The sequence below is a fragment of the Paenibacillus thailandensis genome, assembly GCF_042685365.1.
Classification (GTDB): Bacteria; Bacillota; Bacilli; order Paenibacillales; family Paenibacillaceae; genus Paenibacillus_AP; species Paenibacillus_AP thailandensis.
This window is the reverse complement of the sequence record NZ_JBHUMY010000003.1, coordinates 58,756-79,890: the sequence shown is the minus strand read 5'-3', so window position 1 is coordinate 79,890 and position 21,135 is coordinate 58,756. Positions and strand designations below refer to the sequence as shown.

Genomic DNA, 21,135 nt, shown 5'->3' with positions numbered 1-21,135 from the left:
TAATCGAAAAGGAGCATAAAAAATGGCTAGAGATGAAAAGACGACGGTGAATCGGAAAGAGGAAATTATTTCGGCGGCGATCGAAGTGTTTGCGGAAACCGGCTATTATCGCGCCACTACGGCACAGGTTGCGGAACGGGCGAAAATATCGCAGCCGTATGTTTTTCGTTTTTTTGCTACAAAGGAAGCTTTGCTGCTGAGCGCGCTGGAGGTTTCATGGGAAAGAATCATTCACTCCTTCCGGAAGGTGATTGCAGCCGCAACGGAGCCGGAACAGTTAGAACGTCAACTCATCGATGCGTACGAGGACATCTTGGCTATGCATATGAACGAAACTTATTTGCAAATGCAGGCCCAGACGATGCAAGAAGAACCGATTCGGGAGGCCATGCGCAAAGGATTTCGCGAAGTGCGCCTGCTCGTGCTGAACGCTTTCCGCGAGAACGGCATCCGGAACCCGGAGGAGCGGACATTCCTGTTTCTGGCAAGGGGCATGCTGTGCAATATTTCATCGGCGCTCGATATGCCTGAACTGATGAAGAAAGACGACTGATACGGCGAAAATCGTCGTCTTGAAAATTAGTTATTGATTAATCACTAACAACATGCTATAGTGAAATCAAGTTAGTAATCAATCAATTACAAAGGAAAGGTTGATGTATGATGAAAAAAGCGATTGTGGTAGGAGCTACAGGCGGAACGGGCGCCGTTATTGCGGCAGAATTAGTCAAACGGGGGGTTCCTACGATCGCGTTCGGCCGCTCCCGGCAAAAGCTTGAGGTCCTTGCGAAGCAGATGGGGAATCCTTCGCATTTGACGTTGGCCGTCGGGGACGCTTTCCGGCCGGATGACGTGGCAGCCGCGGCGAAAGAAGCGGACGTGATGTTCCATTGCGCAAACGTTCCGTACCATGAGATGGAAAGCAAATTGATTCCGCTCGGGGAAGCGATCATGGAGGCCGCCGATCGGCTGGGCTTAAAGGTCGTCGCTATAGACGGGATTTACCCTTACGGACGCAGACAGAGCGACAAAGTGACCGAAGATCATCCCAAACAGCCGCATACGAAGAAAGGCAAAGTTCGTCTTGCATTTGAACAGATGATTTTCAGCAACCGATGGAATCGTGCCCGCGCGATGATCGTTCGGCTGCCGGATTACTACGGACCGACCGCGAATCAAGCTTCTTATTTGGGAGGCACGCTCGAAGCGATCGCCGCGGGCAAAATGGCCTTTTTTATCGGCAATATGAAGGTTCCGCGCGAATACGTCTATTTGCCGGACGCGGCTTTCATGGTCGTGGAGCTGGCGGGCCGCGATCAGGCTTACGGGCAGAACTGGAACATTCCCGGCTCGGACGTCATATCCGGCCATGAGATCGTTCGCATCGCCCGTGAAGCAAGCGGTACGCGGAAACCGGTCATCCCGCTCGGAAGATTCGGCTTGTCTTTGCTCGGCCTGTTTGTCCCGGTTATGAAGGAGGTTGTCGAGATGCTATATTTAACGGAGGAGCCGCTGCGCTTAAGCGGGGAAAAATACGAACGTTATATCGGGAAAGTTCCGGTTACGAGGCCGGCGGTCGGCATTGCGGCAACCGTTCGCGAATTGCAGAAGAGCAAGAGGTAGCCGCTTTTATGCAGGGATAAGTTATTGATCAATCAATATCATATAATGGGATGAAAGTTTAAGTCTACTTGCACCTGGTTAGAAGTCCATTCTTGGAATTGGAAATGACATAGTATATACAATAGTTCTTTCGAGGAGGAGTTGAAATGGCCCGGGTCGTTATTCATAAGAAAACATGCGCCCCAAAAAAGCCTCCAAGAAGAATAAAAAGGCGAAAAAAGCGCGTTGTGACAAAAAAGAAATCCAGACGAAAAGCTAGGCATAAAGCGTGTACCCGATTTACGAGTGCCTTGCGCCAACATAACCGGGAGACAGCGAATCCATCGGCACCTCCGACTTGGGAGAGCATACAAGGAGCACCGGGAGAGCAAGGGATTCAAGGTTTGCAAGGAATACAGGGACTGCCGGGAGAACGAGGTCCTCAAGGGTTGCAAGGAATACAAGGCCCGCCGGGGCCGGTCAATATTCCCGAAGTGACCATCATTCCGGCAGTTTCGAGATATTTTACGATTGCAGGTTCGGATCTTGATCTCGATAACCTCCAAATCATACCCGCCAATCAATTCACAGACGATAACGGCAAACCGGCAACCGGATTGATGAGCTTGGGGCCAAACGGTTATTTTAACGTTTACATTAACGGAATGTTACAGGAAGGCGGATTGTTCGATGTCACTCCGGACTCGCTCGTAATTCTGCCTGCGGGCGGGGTCATCTATCAAGGCAGTCCGATCATTCTTGAAATGGTTCGTTTTTCGGTGCAAATCACTTCAATTGCCTAATCCTGCAATGGATAAACGCCGGTTACAAAATCTATGAATCTCGCATCACATAATCGTAAGATCTGAAAGAGGGAAGATGGATTTTATCCGGTTCCATAAGGAGTGAAGATGAAATGCCTATTATCAAGCCTTTTATGGCAGCCAGAAGATTTAATTCGACGATAGGAGCCGGGACCGGCACGGGCGCAACGTTTGCGATCGCCGCCACGGCGTTCACGGACGACAATGGTACGGCAGCCACCGCTTTTCCGGGTTCATTCGCGTTCTATAGTCTTTATATTAACGCGATGATCCAATCCGGCGATACTTCTACCGTAACGACGACTACGATCACGATCCCGGACGGCAACACACTCGACCCGGCAACGCCGGTCACTGTCGAATTTGTCGTGAATTGAAATGAGGCGAGTCTATTAGGGCCGTTCAGAAAGCCAGCGCCATGGCTTCTCTGAACGGCTCCTTTTGCAATCCGCCGTCTAGCCGATGCGGGGAGTCGTTTCCCGTATAACCGGCTTTGTAAAAATATGAGCGATTTGATACGGCCGAGCGGGATCGTTGATTCTGGACAGCAGCATTTCCGCGGCTTTTACGCCCATTTCGTTGCTGTATATATGGACGGTCGTAAGATGGGGCTCAACGATTCTGGACTCCGGTCCGTTGTCGAAACCGCATACCGCGACGTCCTCGGGAATGGAGACGTTGTTGTTTTTTAATGCTTTCATAAAGCTCACCGCAATGTAATCGTTGGCGCAAACAAAAGCCGAAGGGAGCCGCTTCATCTGCTGCAGGCGCTGGTCCAGCCAATCCGGCTTCGAAAAAAAGAGCCGGTCGTCGTCGACGATGCATTGGTCAAGATCCAGCGGAATGCCGGCCTCCGTGAGCGCCCGGTTGAAACCGACCCAGCGCTCGTTAAAGCTGAGGCAGTGGTTGTAATCGCCGATAAACCCAAAGCTGTCGTAACCGCCCTCTATCAGCTTCTTCGTCAGCTGGTAGGTGCTCCGTTCGTTCTCCATAAGCAAAATGTCCGCCTTAAAGTCGGGATAACAAATCGTGGAGGCGCAATCGACGAAAATCGTCGGCACTCCCAAATTCGTAATAAGCTCGCTGTAAGCCTTGTCAAACAACTCGATGCAAATGATGCCGTCGACATTCGAAGCGTCGAAGTTAACGGGCAGCGACAAGGAAGCCTGATCGACGTCCCTGATAATGTGAAAGGACAGATTGAAGCCTTCGGAGCTGATCCGCTTCTCCAAGCCGCTTATTAGCGCCGAGCCGAAATGCGAGGCGTTGGGCAGGTTTGCCGTCAATAACGCGATGTTCCCCGTATGCTTGGATAACAGCTGATCGTTGTCCAAAAACGCGAATTGCTTGTATTTGAGCTCAATAGCCTTTTTGATGACTTTGTTCCGAGTCTCCTCGGGAATGCTTCCGGTTCCGTTCAACGCCTTGGAGGCGGTGTTTCGGGATATGCCGAGCGCGTCCGCGATATCTTGAACGGTTACTTTTTCTTTAGCCATAGATATGTGAATTCACCTCTTGCCAGGTTTGTATTTTATAAGTGCGAGATTCGCAGCCTGATTCATTTCGATATGTAATTCCAATGTATAATAGTTTTCAACAAATAGCAACAACTAGTTTACAAATGCACAATTCGAGTTACAAAACGAGTGCGATGAATGTTCATGCCCTATAATCCTTCGAATCGGGAATGGATCATAGAGCAAGAGGCGCGAAAAAATGGTAAGTATCCTGTCACTATCTCAACCTAGACCCTTTGGATATATCACGGATTAACGGGGGATATTTACAAAATCACGAGAATGTTTAATGCTTTTAGTAAACAAATGCACAATATTAAATTTACAAAATGTATTGACGGACAATGGGCGGGATGATAAATTGTAAATGCGGCAAGCGCAAATACCTGCTGCTGAAAGTCCATACTGCACAAACATTCATTCAATTTTGTAAACGAACGGAGGGATAGCCGTTGGATAACGCGATGGAAGCCAAACAGGCGAAAACGGCGGCGAAAAAAGGAAGCGCATTCATGGATTATTTGCGAAAGCATTGGTTCCTTTATCTTTTGCTAACGCCGGCGCTTGCTTTGACGATTGTTTTCAAATACGGCCCGATGTACGGTGCTGTCATCGCCTTCAAGGATTTCAGTCCGATTAAGGGCATTCTGGGAAGCGACTGGGTAGGATTTTACAACTTCGAGAAGTTCCTGTCTTCTCCAAATTTCGAAGCGATTTTCATGAATACGCTTAAATTAAGCTTTTTTGGGCTTGTTTTAGGCTTTCCGGTTCCGATCCTGCTTGCGCTTATGCTGAATCAGGTCAGGCACGCCGCCATTAAGAAAAACATTCAACTATTTCTGTACGCTCCGAACTTTATATCGGTGGTCGTCGTCGTAGGCATGCTGTTTATTTTTTTGTCTCCGACAGGCCCGATCAACCAGCTTATCGTTTGGTTTACGGGCGAACCGGTCATGTTTATGTCGCGGGCGGAGTATTTCAGAGCCATTTACATAATGTCGGATATTTGGACCGGGGCAGGCTGGGCTTCAATCATCTATGTGGCGGCGCTCGCCAATGTCGATCCCGAATTGCATCATGCGGCCAATCTGGACGGAGCGAACCTGCTTCAGCGCATTCGCCACATCGATCTGCCGACCATCCGGCCCATTATGGCCGTCGTGTTTATTCTGGCTGCCGGCGGGATTATGTCTATCGGGTTCGAGAAGGCTTATTTGATGCAAACGGCGATGAATCTTCCGACATCCGAGATCATCCCGACTTATGTGTACAAAATCGGCCTGCAATCCGGCGATTACGCTTATTCGTCCGCCGTCGGACTGTTCAATTCCGTTATTAACGTCATCATGCTCGTAGCCGTCAACTTCATCGTGAAGAGGCTGAACGAGGGCGACGGACTGTATTGACTGTGAAAGGAGAGCTGCGAGAATGACTGTCAAACACTCCGGTCTGGACCGGTTATTGCTTATCCTGAACGGCATTTTCCTTGCAATTGCCGTATTGCTTATCGTCGTGCCGCTGTTTTACGTCGCGGTCGCTTCCTTTATGGACCCGTCCGTGCTGCTGAGCCGGGGCTTATCTTTCAAACCTTCGGACTGGTCCTTGGAAGGGTATGAAAAGATTTTAACCAACCCGGCTATGTTAAGAGGCTTCGGAAACTCCGTTTTATATTCCGTTACCTTCGCTTTCCTTACGGTCGCCGTCTCCGTGTGCGCGGGCTACGCGTTGTCCGACAACCGCCTGAAAGGGAAAGGGCTGATCATGACGATCTTTTTGATCACGATGTTTTTTGGCGGCGGGCTTGTGCCTACGTATTTGCTGGTGAAAAATCTGGGGCTGCTGGACACCGCTTGGGCCGTCCTTATTCCGGGGGCGGTCAACGTTTGGAACATTATTTTGTCCAGAACCTTCTTCAAAGGGGTACCCGTGGAGCTGAAGGAAGCGGCCAACGTTGACGGCGCGTCGGAGATGCGGGTGTTCGGCCAAGTCATTCTGCCGCTGTCGAAGCCGATCGTGTTCGTCCTTGCGTTGTACGCTTTCGTCGGGCAGTGGAATGCCTATTTCGATGCGATGATCTATCTGGACAACCCGAATCTTCATCCGCTGCAGCTTGTGCTTCGTTCGATTCTGATCCAGAACCAGGTGGAGCCGGGCATGATCGGCGACCAGCTTGCCGCGGCGGAGCTGAAGCGATTGTCGGAAATTATTAAATACGCGGCTATCGTCGTGTCCAGCTTGCCGCTGATCGTCATGTATCCGTTCTTCCAGAAGTATTTCGAGAAAGGTGTGATGGTCGGTTCTTTGAAGTAGGAGCCGGCCTTTACATAAGCTTGGCCAAGCAACAGATAGAAACCGTTATTCCACTAAAAAAATTCGGGAGGTCACACGTTATGAAAACAACTGGCAAATTCGGGTTTAACGCGAAGGCGGGCGCGCTCTCGGCCCTTGCGTCCATGCTTCTGCTGTCCGCCTGCAGCGGCAACGGAGGCGGGAGCGGGGCGGCCAGCGAGGCGCAGGATCCAAACGGCAAAGTCACCTTGAACTTTATTACGCAAAGCTCTCCGCTCGCTCCTTCGGATCCGAACGAGAAGCTGATCAACAAACGGCTCGAAGAGAAAACGAACGTACATATCAACTGGAAAAACTTCACCCGGGACGTCTTTGTCGAGAAACGAAATCTTGCCGTTGCCAGCGGCGATCTGCCGGACGCCATCTTTAACGCCGATTACAGCGACTATGAGCTTCTGAAGCTTGCGAAGGATGGCTCCATCATCCCGCTGAACGATTTGATCGAGCAGTATATGCCGAATTTTAAAAAAGTGCTGGAGGAGGCGCCCGAATATAAAAGCATGATCACCGCTCCGGACGGCAATATTTATTCGTTCCCATGGATCGAAGAGCTTGGCAGCGGCAAGGAAAGAATCCAGTCGGTCGACAGCATGCCGTGGATTAACGCGGAATGGCTGAACAAGCTGGGCCTTGAAATGCCGACCACGACGGAGGAGCTGAAGCAGGTGCTTATCGCCTTCAAAACGAAGGACCCTAACGGCAACGGCCAAGCGGACGAAATTCCGTTGTCCTTCATTAATAAGCCGGGAGCCGAGGATTTGACCTTCTTGTTCGGATCGTTTGGACTTGGCGAGAACCCCGACCATGCGGTCGTCTCCAACGACGGCAAGGTTATTTTCACGGCGGCGCAAGAAGACTACAAGGAAGCCGTTCGATTCATTCACGAGCTGTATCAAGAGGGGCTTATCGATATCGAAGCGTATACGCAAGATTGGAGCACTTATTTGGCCAAAGGGAAGGATCATAAATACGGACTATACTTCTCGTGGGATAAAGCCAATATTACGGGCGCCAACGACTCGTATGAGGTCATGCCTCCGCTTGCCGGGCCCGACGGGGAGAAGAACGTTGCCCGCACGAACGGACTTGGTCTCGCCCGCGGCAAGATGGTCGTAACGAGCGCGAACAAAAATCTGGAAGCAACGGCCAAATGGGTGGACCAGCTTTACGAGCCGCTCCAGTCGGTGCAAAACAACTGGGGAACTTACGGCGACACGACGCAGCAAAATATTTTTGAATACGACGAAGCGAACAAGATGCTGAAGCATTTGCCGCTGGAAGGCACCGCGCCCGTCGAGCTGCGCGAAAAAACGAGCATCGGCGGACCTCTCGCAATTTTGGATTCTTATTACGGCAAGTATACGACGATGCCGGACGATGCCAAGGAACGGCTCGATATTATTAAAAATATTTACGTGCCGCATATGAAGGCCGACAACGTCATGCCAAGCGTATTCAATTCCATCGAAGAGCTGGACCGGCTGACGACGATCGAAACGGATCTTTTCGCTTACGTGCTCCGAATGCGCACGGAATGGTACCAGAACGGCAAAATCGACGAGCAATGGGACGAATATTTACAAGAACTGGACCGTCTCGGTCTCCAGGAATGGCTTGAAATCAAGCAAAGCGGTTACGACAGAGCGACCAAGGGCTAAGCACGGGAATCGGAACGAGAATAGAAAACGAGGGAGAGAAACGGTTATGTCGACATTGGCTAAACAAAACTTTCGAGGCGCCTATCATTTTTCGCCGCGGGTTCATTGGATGAACGACCCTAACGGCATGGTTTACTTTGACGGAGAGTACCATTTATTTTACCAGCACCATCCGCAGGGCGATACTTGGGGGCCGATGCATTGGGGCCATGCCGTCAGCAAAGATCTCGTTAACTGGGAGGAGCTGGACGTCGCGCTGGCGCCGGACGAGCACGGCATGATCTTTTCGGGCAGCGCGGTAGTGGACTGGAACAATACGACCGGTTTCTTTGATGACGGTCCGGGGCTGGTCGCCATATTTACTCACCATCTGGAGGCGGAGGGAAGCCATCCGATCCAGCGGCAAAGCTTGGCTTACAGCACCGACAAAGGAAGGAGCTGGACGAAATACGAGGGCAATCCGGTTCTGTCGCACGAGTCTTACGTCGACTTCCGCGATCCGAAAGTATTTTGGCATCGGGAAAGCAACCGCTGGGTGATGATTGTCGCCTGCGGCCAGACGGTATGCCTTTATCATTCCCCGGATTTGAAGAGCTGGACGTTCGGAAGCGAATTCGGCAGCGGCATCGGCTGCCACGACGGCGTATGGGAGTGCCCGGATCTTTTTCCGCTTGCGGTGGACGGCGACGCCGAACGGACGAAATGGGTGATGCTGGTGAGCATCGGGGCGGACCCCGCGTTTGCGGAAGGATCGAGGACGCAGTATTTTACGGGGGATTTTGACGGTGTCGCGTTCACGCCGGATGCCGCTTCGGCGCAAGTCCGATGGATCGACCATGGCCGGGATAACTATGCCGGCGTGACCTGGTCGGATATTCCCGCGGAGGACGGAAGACGAATCTTCATCGGCTGGATGAGCAACTGGATGTATGCGAATCAAACGCCGACCGAAGGGTTCCGCGGCGCTATGACGATTCCGAGAGAGCTTGCTTTGGAAACAAGAGAAGGCGTTGCGACGCTTGTACAGAAACCGGTCGCCGAGCTGGAGGCTGTCCGGAAGCCGGTCCTATCGCTTCGAAGCGCCACGGCTAGAGAAGCGGAGGAAGCGCTGCGGAAGCTGCAGCTGGTCAGCTGCGAGATCCATGCGCGGCTGCCGATAAGCGGGGCGTTTGGCTTCAAGGTTAGAGCAGGGGGCTCGAACGAGACGGTTGTCGGCTTCGACGACTCGGATATGGCTATTTACGTCGACCGTACCAAATCCGGCCTGAGCGGCTTCCATGACCGGTTTTCCGGCATCCATGCCGCTAAGCTCGCGGGAGCGCGGGAGGTGATGGAGCTGCGCATTTTCGTGGACGCGGCTTCGGTGGAGGTGTTCGGCAACGGAGGGCAAGCGGTTATTACCGATTTGATCTATCCGGATACGGACGCGGCGGGAATATCTTTTTTTGCGGCTCGTCCCGATGCCGTCATCGATGCTTTAAGCGTTTACGATCTAACGCCGCGGAATCGGGGCTAAGTCCGCTATACGGGCTGAACCTGTGAACCTCTTGACCAAGCCAAACGGAATGAAGAAAGGGAATTCCCTTGAGGGCGAGTTTGGGCTTTAAGTTTCTGCTATCCGAAGTTTAGATCAACATACCTGGAAAGGAAGGCGATTATGCGTATAGGAGCGATTGAAGCGGGTGGAACCAAATTCGTTTGCGGCATCGGCAACGAACACGGGCTTATCGAGGATTCGATAAGCTTCCCGACGGAGCGTCCGGACGTTACGATGGGCAAGGTTATCGCCTATTTTGCTGATAAGCGGCCGGACGCCATCGGCATCGGCTCATTCGGGCCGATCGGGCTTCGCTCCGGAAGCCCTCTGTACGGCTATGTCACGACAACGCCGAAGCCCGGCTGGGAACGGTTTGATTTTCTGGGAACGTTAAAGCGGTCGTTCCACGTCCCTTTCGGCTGGGACACGGACGTCAATGCGGCCGCCTATGGAGAAGCCGTATGGGGGGCGGCCAAAGGAGTCGACAGCTGCTTGTACTACACGATCGGAACCGGAGTGGGCGTAGGCGTTTATATGGAAGGCCGGCTGGTACACGGGCTTGTCCATCCGGAGGGCGGACATATGCTGACCCGGAGGCATCCGCAAGACGATTTTCCCGGCTTATGTCCGTATCACGGGGATTGTCTGGAAGGCATGGCGTCCGGCCCGGCCATCGAAGCCCGTTGGGGACGGAAAGGGGCCGAGCTGCCGCCGGACCATCCCGCATGGGAGATGGAAGCCTATTATATCGCGCAATCCGTTTCAACCGCCGTTCTGATGACCTCGCCGGAGAAGGTCATCCTCGGGGGAGGCGTCATGCAGCAAGCCCATCTGTTCCCGCTTATTCGGGAGGAGGTCAGGCGCAATTTGAACGGATATGTCAGCGCTGAAGAAATCAAGAGCGACATCGAGCATTACATCGTGCCGCCGGGACTCGGGCAGCAAGCCGGGTTATGCGGGGCGCTGGCGCTTGGGCTCCGGGCTTATGAGCGGGCGCGGACGAGCGGGGCGGTATCGTGAGGTGGCAATAGCGGTAGCAGGCTGGCTTGCCGGGGATTGAAGGCAATAGGCGGCAATCCCCCTCCTACCGGCCAAGCCGGGCATCGAATAAATTTGATGAAGAGAGGGAAACGGATGAATGCGAAGCTGGTGCAATGCTTTTCCGTTCTGATGACCGTTCTGCTTGTAACCTTTTCCGCAGCGGCCGCAGCGGTTTTGCCGACAGGAGGACGGAATGCGGAGGCGGCGGCACTCGATACAAATACGCAAACCGAGGAGGGGCCGGCTATTTTTGAAAGCGCATCCAATATCCATACGAATTTAACGGGGTGGCAAGTCCGCGGAGCAGGGAGGATGGAAGCGACGCAAGAGGGCTTGCTTCTGACCTCCGACGAGAAGGAGAACGTCATGGCGATCTCGGGCGTCGCTTCGGATAATTTCATTTACGAGGCGGATGTGAAAGTAATAGATCCGGAAGCCGATGCGACACTGGTATTCCGTTCCAATGCGGACGGGTGGGCTTCGTATATGCTGCAGATCGTGCCGAACGCGCAATTAATCCGCCTCAGAGACGCGGCGGGCGACAGCGGGCTAAAGGAAGAACGGCAAGTCGCTTTGCATAAGGGCGAAATCTATCATCTGAAAGTGATTGCGGACGGAAGCAGCCTGAAGGTCTATTGGGACGGCCGGTACAAGCCTATTATTGATGTGAAAGACGCCGCATACGCGAAAGGCTTGCTTGGGCTGAACGTATACAATGGCTCGGCATTATTTCAAAATATTAAAGTGAGCGAGCTGAACGCCAATCTTGGATCGACGGCGTCGAAGGCGGGAGAATGGGAGCCGGATCTAAAAGGGCTGGAAGGGAGAGCGACGGACGAACCGGCGGTTCAGGTTTTTGACCGGCAGGGAACCGATATCGTTTACGAAGGCGATATCGCCTTCGATGAAGGGCAGTCCGAAGCGGCTCTTGCTTTCCGGATGAGCAGCGACGGGTCGGCAGGTTATTTAGCCGCATTAGTGAAGGACGGCGACGGCATCGCCGTTCAGTTGAAGAAAGCGGACGGAACGGTGATCGCTGCATCCGCGCGCATTTATCCATCGCTGCAAGGAGTGCGGCATCACCTCGAAATTATTGCAAAGGGAAACCGAATCACCGTATTCGTAGACGGCTACGGAGATGCCGCGGTGCAGGCTGCCGACAACAGCTACGCACAAGGATATGCCGGGCTTGCGGTTTTGTCGGGCCATGCCTATTTCCAAAATGTTTATATGACCGCAAGTTCGGATTATTATACGGAAAAGTATCGTCCGGACTATCATTATACGCCGGCCCGGGGTTCCGCGAGCGATCCTAACGGCCTTGTTTATTACGAAGGGGAATATCATCTGTTTCACCAGGACGGGGGGACGTGGGCGCATGCCGTCAGCGAGGATCTGGTCCATTGGAAGCGCCTTCCGACAGCTCTGCCCTGGAACGAGCTTGGACATGTATGGTCGGGTTCGGCCGTAGCGGACTTGAATAATGACTCCGGGCTGTTCGGCGGGTCGGGGGGCAGCGGGCTGCTGGCTTATTATACCTCTTATAATCCCGACGCGTATAACGGCAATCAACGCATCGGTCTTGCCTACAGCACCGACCGGGGACGAACCTGGCACTATTCGAAGGAGCATCCGATCGTAATCGACAATCCCGGCAAGCAAGGAGAAGATCCGGGCGGATGGGATTTCCGCGATCCGAAGGTCGTACGGGACGAGGCCAACGGGCGCTGGGTAATGGTCGTATCCGGCGGCGATCATATCCGCTTTTATACTTCGACGAATTTAATCAGCTGGACGTTCACCGACAGCTTCGGATACGGGGATTATGTCCGCGGGGGCGTATGGGAATGTCCCGACTTGTTTGAATTGACCGTGGAGGGAAGCGCCGAGAAGAAATGGGTGCTGATGATCAGTACGGGCGCAAATCCCGCGACCCAAGGCTCCGACGCCGAATATTTCGTCGGGCAGCTGACCGCGGAGGGCAAGTTCATAAACGACAATCCGGCCGGCAAAGTGTTAAAGACCGATTATGGCAAGGAATTTTACGCTTCCATGTCCTTCTCCAACATGCCGGATAACCGGAGGATTATGATTGCGTGGATGACGAACTGGGATTATCCGTTCGCTTTTCCTACCGTTGGCTGGAAGGGACAGCTCACCGTTCCGCGTGAAGTGAAACTAAGGAATACCGGCGACGGACCGAGGCTTGTCCAGGCTCCCATACAGGAGCTGGGCTCATTAAGGTCGAAGCTTTTTCAGTCCGAAAACCTATGGGCGGACTCGCAAATGTCCGATCCGCTTGCAGGTTTGACCTCGGGGGCTTACGAGATTGAAGCGGAAATTGAAATACCTGCAGACAGCTCCGCAACGGAAATCGGCTTTAACGTAAGAGAAGGCGCGAACGGCGACCGGACGACTATCGGCTACCGAATTGCCGAACAGCGGGTATTTATAGACCGCTCGTTGTCCGGCGCGACGGACTTCTCCAGCCTATTCTCGACGTTGCATGAAGCGCCGCTTCAGCCGGCGGCCAACCGGATCAAGATGAACATTTTAGTCGACGAATCTTCCGTCGAGGCATTTGCAAACGACGGCGAAGTCGTTTTCTCCGATGTTATTTTTCCGGATCCCGCAAGCCTTGGGATGAGCTTCTATGCCGAAGGCGGGCCGGTCAAGATAATATCGCTGCGAGTGCACGCCCTTGCGGACGCTTGGAACGATCGAGATGAAGCCGCCGCTGTCGTTATGGACACAAGCGCAAGAGAGCTCTCCGTCGGTCAAAGCGATACGTTATATGCGGCAATTGACGGCAAGCGCAGCGCTTTGGACGATAACGAAGAGCAGCTGCTGCAATGGAATTCGAGCGATTCAAGCATCGCGAGAATCGTGTCCGCAGGCAACGGCCAAGCGACGGTGCAGGCTGAAGGCGAAGGGGAAGCCGTCATCACGGTTTCAACCCGGGACGGCCGGGCCTCGGCAAGCGCCGCCATACGGGTGTACGACGGCGAATTTGTGACCAATCTGACCGGCTGGAAGCGGGATCGGTCGTCATCGAGCTGGATAACGACGAAGGACGGAATCCGGGGAAGCTACGCAAGCGATGCCAATTATGTAGCGCGGGAGACAGCCGGCAACTTTATCTATGAGGCCGATATGACGCTTGGCAGCGACGGGGGTGCGGGCTCTATTTTGTTCCGGGCGAGCGAAGACGGGCGCAGCGGCTATTATTTTAACCTCGATCCCAATATGAAGGCTTTCCGGCTGTTCTATAAAATCGGCGGATATTTCGAGGACCGCATGGTTATAGGGCGAGTGCCTGCATTTATTCAGCGGGGAACAGCCTATCACGTAAAAATAGAAGCAAACGGCCCTCATATCCAAATTTACGTTAACGGCCAAAGCGTTATCGACGTTATGGACGGCACTTTTGCGGAAGGGCATTTCGGCGTCAACGTGTTCGGGGGGCAAGCCGTCTACCAGAATGTGCAGGCTACCGATAGGCAGGAAGCGGGCTTAACCTCGGCCGTTCTTTCAAACGAAGCTTCCGGCAGGTCCTTATATGCGGCCGAAAATCAAAACGGAGAGCCGGTAACCGTTCATCGCGAAAGTTTGACGGCGTGGGTGTTCGTCCCGACAGGAGACGAGCATGGTTCTTATTCGATCCGGATGGAAGGGGGGAAAGCGCTGGATTTGAATACAAGCGAGAATAAAATTCAATTGTACGATTACTTGGGTTACAACAACCAGCGATGGGTCGTTAAGCGCAATGAGAACGGCACGGCTACCATTACATCGGTGCACAACGGGAAGGCTCTGGAGGTGTCGGAGGACGGTACGGCGCTTGCGTTAAACGATCCGATCGCAGGGCTGGATCGCCAGCAGTGGAGCATGTCCGCCGAGTTGCGGTAATTACCGGAGCTTGGCCGTCACGATAATCCGGATCATCAAGAGGTTCCAAAGGGGCTATGCGTGAGGTCGCAAGACCTTGGGGCATAGCCCTTTTTGAATTTATAACGCTGTTAGTCGGCGCCGGCCGCTTTACGACGACAGCGCCTCCCGCGTAATTTGCTCGATATCGATCGGCGACTTGGACCCTTCTTGCACCAAATCCGGCAAAATCGAATCAAAAAAATAATCGACGCAATGCAGCTTGATTTCTTTTATTTTGATTAACGCGTTGCGGTACATGACGACAAATTCTTTTTCGAGATTTCCAAGCCGGAGCTCCGCAAACGCTTCGTAAATTTGGTCCAGCTTGTCCGCAACCTCCAGTATTTTGCCTTCGACCGAATCGTCTTTCCCTTCTCGCAGCTGCCTTCGGAAGATCGGCTTAAATTCCTCGGGAATATGCTCGTCGATAAAATGGGCGACCATCCCTTCTTCAACCTTTTGCAGCATGGCCCTAAGCTCAAGCGAATGATGCTTCACGGGAGTTTTGATGTCGCCGATAAAAATTTCGCCGTAGTCGTGGCTGCTCGTAATTTCATAAAGCTTTTTCCAATCGACGGCCACTCCTCTGCTTTCTTCGATGTCCGCCAGCGTTTTGGCGTATTGAACGACCTTCCAGGAATGCGCGGACACGCTATGTTCCTCGAATTTAAATTTACCGGGGCAGCGAATAATACGCTCTAAATCGTTTAACGATAGAAAATACGTATGAATACCCATGCGACGGCTCCTTTTTCGATAAATTCAAATCGCGGTGCTATGACACCAGTATAAATGACGAGTGTAAATTTATAATAAACGCGTTCTGGAATTTCATTCATTCGTGATATGATGGGTTTGGAACGGTTTGCCGCTCCAACGAGAGGAGGATCCAAATGAGTGAACGAAACGCGGGTATTAAAGCGATCAAACTGGATATGAACGTAAACGGAGGCTCGTTTGTCGTATATCCGGCTGTGCTGTGGGACGGGGAAAACGCCATTCTCGTGGATACGGGGCTCTCCGGCCAGTCGGAGCTTATAAAGAGCGTGCTTGAACGGGAAGGCGTGCCTTTCGCGAACATAACGAAAATCATCATCACGCACCAGGACCGCGACCATATCGGCAGCCTTCCCGAGCTCGTGCAAGCTTCCGGGGGAACGGTGCAGGTGCTTGCCCATGAAGAAGCCGTACCTTATTTAACCGGCAAAACCCCGCTTATTAAAAGCAAGGTGACCGCTCCTCCGGTACAGGTGGACGTTACGCTTAAGGACGGGGATGTTCTGCCCTATGCCGGCGGCATCCAAGTGATCTATACGCCCGGACATACGCCGGACCATATATCGCTGTACCATATTCCGAGCAAAACGTTAATAACCGGCGATGCGTTAACCTCGCAGGACGGCGAGCTGCGGCCGTTCGACCCGAATTTCACGCTGGACCGTCGGCTGGCGTTGAAGTCGGCTGCAAAATTCCGGGAGCTCGTTATCGAAACGGTTATCGCGTATCATGGCGGCGTATGCACCGGCAATATTCAGGAGCGACTGAACGAAATATTGGAATCGGAGAGCCGGGGGAGCGGAGAGGAATCTTAATCCGGTGAGGACTATTTTATCCGAAAGGGAAAGGGCTATGCCCGAGCCGAATAAGGCTTCGCGGCATAGCCCTTCTACATTTTTTTTGCGCGTTGAGCGTTGGGATTCAGTAAGTCATTGTTGCAAAATAAACGACAAACACTGGTGTATAAGTTCATAATGATGTATGATTGCTTATAATAACGCAAAATGACTTAAGCCGAATGACTGATGCAGTTCGGAACAACGAGCGGAAGGAGAGATCCCATTCGTGTTTCAAGAGGAACGGATAGGCGGAATTATGGAGCATTTGAACCGCCATCGACGAATCGACATTAAAGAAATTTGCCAGCAATTCGGCGTTTCGCGCGATACCGCCCGGCGGGATTTATTGAAGATGGAGGAGCTTGGGCTCGTGATCCGGACGCACGGCGGAGCGGTATTGCCCAAAAAATCGAAGGAAATATACGAATATAAGGAGCGGCTCGTAAGGGAATCGGACGAAAAGCGCGAAATCGGGCATTTTGCCGCATCGCTTGTGAAAAGCGGCGATTTTATTATGATGGACGCATCGACCACGGTTCAATTCGCCGCGGAAAACCTGTCCGCCGAACAGGTCGTCGCCGTCACCAATTCCATCGATATAGCGGACGTGTTGTCCAGGAAAAAGACCGTCAGAACGTATTTGCTTGGCGGGGAGCTGCACCCGCAGCACCGGTTTTTATTCGGACAATCGACGATCGAGAAGCTGGCCGATTACCAAGTGGACAAATTATTTCTTGGCGCATGCGGCATTACCGCAGACGGCTTGTCTTATCCGCATGAAGAAGACGGCGTCGTCAAACACGAGATGATTAAACGCGCCAAGCAGGTCGTTGTATTGGCCGATCATACGAAATTCGGCGATCAAATGTTTTACAAAATCGCGGGATTGGACTCTATCGACCTGTTGATTACCGACCGGAAGCCGAGCCGGGACATGATGGAGAAGCTCGCGGAGCATCACGTGGAATTATTGGTTGTATCGGGGGATGAGGACGATGATTAAAATGATTGTCAGCGACTTGGACGGCACGTTATTGGACCATTCGCGCCGGATGAACGACAGGGACCGCGCCGCCGTTGCGGCCGCGATTCAAGAAGGATACGAATTGTGCATCGCGTCGGGCAGAATGTATTCCGAAATTCGAATTGTCATGGAGCCGTTTAACGACTGTTACCATGTGATAGGCCAAAACGGGGCGACCGTGCATAGGAAAGGCGGCAAGTTTATGGCCTCCACCGATTTTGAGCCGGAAACAGCTTGCCGTATTCTTGAAACGACGAGAGGATCCGATTTCGTTAACTTCGTCCATTGCACGGACGATTCGTATTATATAAAAGAACGAAACGAGAAGTCGCTTCCGTTCGAATCGCGGATTCTAACGCCTTGCAGCGTGCGCGCCGATATGGAACAGGCCTTGAGGGCGGATGAGCTCAGATGCTGCAAGATCGTTTATTTCGGCGAGCTGGATCGATTATTTCGGTTGAAGGACGAATTGCTTGAACGGTTCGAAGGCCGGATCGAGGCGTTTATTTCCGATAAAGACTGCCTTGACGTCATGCCGGTAAACGTTTCAAAAGGAGCGGGACTGTCGCTCTTCATGAACGAATTGGGTTTGCGGCCGCACGAAGTGGCTTGCATCGGGGATTCGTTCAACGATTTATCCATGTTTGCGGCAACGGAACATAGCTTTGCAATGAGCGGAAGCCACCCCGACATCCAAAAGCAAGCGACGGAAGTCGTAGATTCCGTCGCCGAAGCCGTCGAACGAATCGCCGCCTATAACCGGTCTTGCGTTGGCGGATAACGAGCCAACGATTCGCTCTTCGCGCTTAAGGCATATTGTAAATGCCAAGGCTGCCGCCGTACGGCAGCCTTGTTGGGGTTGTCCGGAACAGCTCCCGCCGAACATCGTCGAATGCTTGTGTTACGGTTCGCTGCCTGCAGGCTCGGCAAGCGTCGTCACCCGTACTGTCCGGCTGTTGCCGCTATGGTTGCCCGCAGCGTCAACGGCCACCAGATGATAGGAATAAGACGATTCCGGGACAAGGCCGGTTACCCGATAGGAAGCGGTTGCTCCGGTCACGGTCCGGATCAGATGCCCGTCCTGATACAGCTCGTAAGCTTCTACGCCGACATTGTCCCTGGCCGGAGTCCAATGCAGCTCGGCCGAATCGTAGGTAGCACCCGTCACGGTAAGGTCATGATCGTCCGGCCATACCGGCCGGGCGATATCCTCATTCGCCCGGCCGTCGCCCCGGGCCATGTAAACGGAAATCGTAAATTGATCCGCATACGAAAGCGCGACGTCCGATTTGCCGTCTCCGTTATAATCGCCGATGGCGTAATAACGAATCTCCTCGTCCGTATCTTCTTCGTGGACCGGGGCTTGAAACGTGCCGTCGCCGTTGCCGTAAGCCACGGAGAATGACCGGCGCGAGCCTTCGCCGACCGCGAACAAGTCCGTCACGCCGTCTCCGTTGAAATCGCCGGTATCGAGCATGGATACGCCGGACTCGAAGATCGAACCGTCCAGCGGGCTGCTCTGAAACGTGCCGTCGCCGTTGCCGAGCCATAATTCGGGGGCGCTGCCCGGGTGCCCGGATACGGCGTCCAAGTGACCGTCCCCATTAAAATCTTCTGCGGCTAACGCGGTTACTTCGGATCTGGCGGAATAAGGAGGGGATGGGGCGAAAGACCAATCGCCGTCGCCGGTCCATAGCGCAATGTGCGGATTTTCTTCGGAAGTGCCGCCTGCTTGGCTTCCGACAAGCATGTCCGCGTTGCCGTCCTCGTTGAAATCTCCGATCGTTGGCGGCAGCGGGAACCGGCCGGAGCCGAGTTCGGTTTGGCCGGCGAGGTCAAACGTACCGTCTCCATATCCTCTCATGTACACGATTCGGCCTGAACGGTTGGCAACGGCCAGATCGGCGTGTCCGTCTCCGTTTAGATCGGAGGAGGTAATGCCGTTGATGCCGCCGGCCATCTCGTACGAGGAGACCGGGAGGAAAATGTCGTCTTGTTGCTGCAGCAAAATCTGTATCGTTGAACCGCTGTAAACAATGAGATCGGCCAGCCCGTCATCGTTTAGCTCTTCGGCAAGCCACTGTTCGGATCCGTCATAAAGGAAGACGGGAATTTGAAAGGTGCCTTCCCCGTTTCCTTTCATCAAACTTATGCCGGTGCCGTATTCGGCGACAATAATATCTTCGTTGCCGTCTCCGTTCATTTCGGCGGATACAAGCCGGCTTCCCTGTTCGTTAATTTCGTTGTCGATACGTTCGAATGAGATGTTCGCAGCGGCGAAGGCATGCGCAGGAACGGATAATACCGCAAGAGACAGGACGAGCAGGCTTGGGATAGCGCTTACAATTCTTTTCGAACTGAAAATTCCCCGTTTCGTTCCCATTCAATCATCTCCTAAAAATGGTTATAATTCTCTGTTCGAATAATAATATACAATAATGATATTCGAAAAGCGACCAATATAAAGCGTCAAAATTCGGGGAAAATCGGCGGAATAAGCCGAAACGCCGTTCTTTCGATAAAAAAAAGGGAGCAGCCGGAAGGCTCTCCCTATATCGTATGCCTGTTACCGTACGGAAGCGGATTCCCGCGGAACCGCCGCTCCGGAAGGCTTGGTTTCGTATTTGTCCCATCGGATGGCGTTTTCCATCGCGATGGCCAGGATGACGCCGATGACGAGTCCGTTCGAGACGATTGGCGTCAATAGAGGCGGAAATTCCGCAAAGGCGGATGCCGGAACGTTCATAATGCCGATTCCGGTCAATACCGGAAGAGCTACGCGGTATATCGTTTTGGCGTTAAACGTTGTTCCGTGGAAGGATCGGATGGCCGTTCCGAACATTTGCAGATAAGCGACAAACAATACCGCGCTGCCGACCGAAAGCGGGAGCTGCGCCAGCCATCCGCTCAGCGCGGGTACGATGCCGACCAGCGCAAGCAAGGCGGCTCCCGCGATGAGGGCGGAACGGCGCAGCACTTTCGTGTTTTCCAGAAAGCCGATGGAGGACGCGAACGTTCCGAACGGAATGAGGCCGAAGCAGCCACCGGCGACAGAGAACAGATTCGTAATCAGCAGCGAGCGGACGAACTGTTTTTGACCGGCTTCTTGCTGATAGAGCCTGCCCGCGGCAATGAGGCTCGTTAACGTATTGGTCATGTTCACCAAGCCGGCAAGAAGGCCGACCATGACGATGCCGGGCTCGAAGACGGGCGTCCCCCACGGCATCCAATGCCAGATCATCGCGGTGCCGGCTTCCGCCGAGCCTGATCCGCCGCCGCTTCCGAAACATAAAGCGTAAGCGATCCAGCCGACCACAATTCCTCCCAGCAGAGAGTACTGTCCGAGCTTCCCTTTGCCTTTCATGTGGATCAAGGATACGACCACGATTACGAACAAGGATAAGCCGGCCACCTGCAAATCCCATTTGTCGTCGTCGTTGTAGCCGATCATGCCTTTGAAAAAGGTGTTGGCCAGTTGAAACGTCAGCAGCAGCAAATAAACGCCCATGACGATAGGCGTAAATATACGCTGCAGCAGCCTCAGAAATCCGAGCAGCGCCAGTATGATCGCAACGATGCCGGATATGAGGAAGCCGGCGGTCAAGCTCGCGGCAACCGTGCCCAGATCCATACCCATGGCCGGCGCCGCTGCGCAAATGCCGAGCACAAGCCCCCACCAGACGCCGGCCGGACCGTCCATCAGCGCAAAGCGGTGTCCCCAAAGCGCCTGCACGATGCACAGCAAGCCCGTCAAAATAAACGAGCGCTGCATCGAAGCGGCGATTTCCGGCGAAGCCAGCCCAAGCGCATGGCCGATCGACAGCGGCACGAGCACCGTATTCGTAAACAAAAAGAAAAGCCACTGCACGCCTGCGAGCAGTATGCTTATACCATCGTTTGATTTCATTTTTTGCATCATCGTTTTCCCAGCTTTCCATCATCAATTATTGCGGTATAGCTCACATTATCCCTCCATTGCGATGTAACGTTTATATGGTATCATGGGATAAGATATATGAATAATATTTATTCCATTG

General features: G+C 53.2%; 17 protein-coding genes. 13 read left to right on the top strand and 4 right to left on the bottom strand.

Going from position 1 to position 21,135, the window contains the following annotated elements:
• Nucleotides 1–22: 22 nt before the first annotated feature.
• The 4 genes from ACFSW5_RS03880 (at nt 23) to ACFSW5_RS03865 (ending at nt 2,803) form a co-directional block, all read left to right on the top strand.
• Nucleotides 23–553 (top strand): TetR/AcrR family transcriptional regulator, encoded by a 531-nt coding sequence (locus ACFSW5_RS03880; protein ID WP_379270091.1) that lies wholly within the window; start codon nt 23–25, stop codon nt 551–553.
• A 110-nt stretch (nt 554–663) separates the two neighbouring features.
• Nucleotides 664–1,623, top strand: a complete 960-nt coding sequence (locus tag ACFSW5_RS03875) for an SDR family NAD(P)-dependent oxidoreductase (RefSeq protein WP_379270131.1) — start codon at nt 664–666, stop codon at nt 1,621–1,623.
• Nucleotides 1,624–1,769: 146 nt separating this feature from the next.
• Nucleotides 1,770–2,405 (top strand): DUF4183 domain-containing protein, encoded by a 636-nt coding sequence (locus ACFSW5_RS03870; RefSeq protein WP_379270090.1) that lies wholly within the window; start codon nt 1,770–1,772, stop codon nt 2,403–2,405.
• Between the two features lie 113 nt (nt 2,406–2,518).
• On the top strand, nt 2,519–2,803 hold the full coding sequence (locus ACFSW5_RS03865; RefSeq protein ID WP_379270089.1) for a DUF4183 domain-containing protein: 285 nt from the start codon (nt 2,519–2,521) through the stop codon (nt 2,801–2,803).
• Nucleotides 2,804–2,881: 78 nt separating this feature from the next.
• Here ACFSW5_RS03865 and ACFSW5_RS03860 read toward each other — a convergent pair whose 3' ends face one another.
• Complete coding sequence (locus ACFSW5_RS03860) at nt 2,882–3,922, bottom strand: LacI family DNA-binding transcriptional regulator (protein ID WP_379270088.1); 1,041 nt, start codon at nt 3,920–3,922, stop codon at nt 2,882–2,884.
• Between the two features lie 533 nt (nt 3,923–4,455).
• Between ACFSW5_RS03860 and ACFSW5_RS03855 the strand changes: the two genes are divergently transcribed.
• The 6 genes from ACFSW5_RS03855 to ACFSW5_RS03830 all read left to right on the top strand — a co-directional run bounded on the left by ACFSW5_RS03855 (nt 4,456) and on the right by ACFSW5_RS03830 (nt 14,437).
• Nucleotides 4,456–5,349, top strand: a complete 894-nt coding sequence (locus ACFSW5_RS03855; protein WP_379270130.1) for an ABC transporter permease — start codon at nt 4,456–4,458, stop codon at nt 5,347–5,349.
• Nucleotides 5,350–5,371: 22 nt separating this feature from the next.
• Complete coding sequence (locus ACFSW5_RS03850; protein WP_379270087.1) at nt 5,372–6,253, top strand: carbohydrate ABC transporter permease; 882 nt, start codon at nt 5,372–5,374, stop codon at nt 6,251–6,253.
• A gap of 80 nt (nt 6,254–6,333) precedes the next feature.
• Complete coding sequence (locus ACFSW5_RS03845) at nt 6,334–7,950, top strand: ABC transporter substrate-binding protein (RefSeq protein WP_379270086.1); 1,617 nt, start codon at nt 6,334–6,336, stop codon at nt 7,948–7,950.
• 46 nt (nt 7,951–7,996) lie between these two features.
• Entirely contained in the window at nt 7,997–9,466 is a 1,470-nt protein-coding gene (locus ACFSW5_RS03840) for a glycoside hydrolase family 32 protein (protein ID WP_379270085.1), read from the top strand.
• A 141-nt stretch (nt 9,467–9,607) separates the two neighbouring features.
• Nucleotides 9,608–10,507, top strand: coding sequence for an ROK family protein (locus tag ACFSW5_RS03835; RefSeq protein WP_379270084.1), 900 nt, complete (start codon nt 9,608–9,610; stop codon nt 10,505–10,507).
• 114 nt (nt 10,508–10,621) lie between these two features.
• Complete coding sequence (locus tag ACFSW5_RS03830) at nt 10,622–14,437, top strand: GH32 C-terminal domain-containing protein (protein ID WP_379270083.1); 3,816 nt, start codon at nt 10,622–10,624, stop codon at nt 14,435–14,437.
• Between the two features lie 129 nt (nt 14,438–14,566).
• On the opposite strand, the gene ACFSW5_RS03825 is transcribed toward ACFSW5_RS03830, so the two are convergent.
• Complete coding sequence (locus ACFSW5_RS03825; RefSeq protein WP_379270082.1) at nt 14,567–15,196, bottom strand: YfbR-like 5'-deoxynucleotidase; 630 nt, start codon at nt 15,194–15,196, stop codon at nt 14,567–14,569.
• A 155-nt stretch (nt 15,197–15,351) separates the two neighbouring features.
• On the opposite strand from ACFSW5_RS03825, the gene ACFSW5_RS03820 reads away from it, so the two are divergent.
• From ACFSW5_RS03820 to ACFSW5_RS03810, 3 genes are all read left to right on the top strand, one after another.
• Nucleotides 15,352–16,050: an MBL fold metallo-hydrolase gene (locus tag ACFSW5_RS03820; protein ID WP_379270081.1), complete on the top strand. Its 699-nt coding sequence runs from the start codon at nt 15,352–15,354 to the stop codon at nt 16,048–16,050.
• Nucleotides 16,051–16,300: 250 nt separating this feature from the next.
• Nucleotides 16,301–17,077, top strand: coding sequence for a DeoR/GlpR family DNA-binding transcription regulator (locus ACFSW5_RS03815; protein ID WP_379270080.1), 777 nt, complete (start codon nt 16,301–16,303; stop codon nt 17,075–17,077).
• Complete coding sequence (locus tag ACFSW5_RS03810; protein ID WP_379270079.1) at nt 17,070–17,879, top strand: Cof-type HAD-IIB family hydrolase; 810 nt, start codon at nt 17,070–17,072, stop codon at nt 17,877–17,879. The genes ACFSW5_RS03815 and ACFSW5_RS03810 overlap by 8 nt, the downstream gene beginning before the upstream one ends.
• 120 nt (nt 17,880–17,999) lie before the next feature.
• On the opposite strand, the gene ACFSW5_RS03805 is transcribed toward ACFSW5_RS03810, so the two are convergent.
• Both ACFSW5_RS03805 and ACFSW5_RS03800 read right to left on the bottom strand, forming a co-directional pair.
• On the bottom strand, nt 18,000–19,481 hold the full coding sequence (locus tag ACFSW5_RS03805) for an FG-GAP-like repeat-containing protein (RefSeq protein WP_379270078.1): 1,482 nt from the start codon (nt 19,479–19,481) through the stop codon (nt 18,000–18,002).
• A 183-nt stretch (nt 19,482–19,664) separates the two neighbouring features.
• The gene (locus ACFSW5_RS03800; RefSeq protein ID WP_379270077.1) at nt 19,665–21,005 is read right to left on the bottom strand and encodes a uracil/xanthine transporter; all 1,341 of its coding nucleotides are present in this window, start codon (nt 21,003–21,005) and stop codon (nt 19,665–19,667) included.
• Nucleotides 21,006–21,135: the final 130 nt, after the last annotated feature.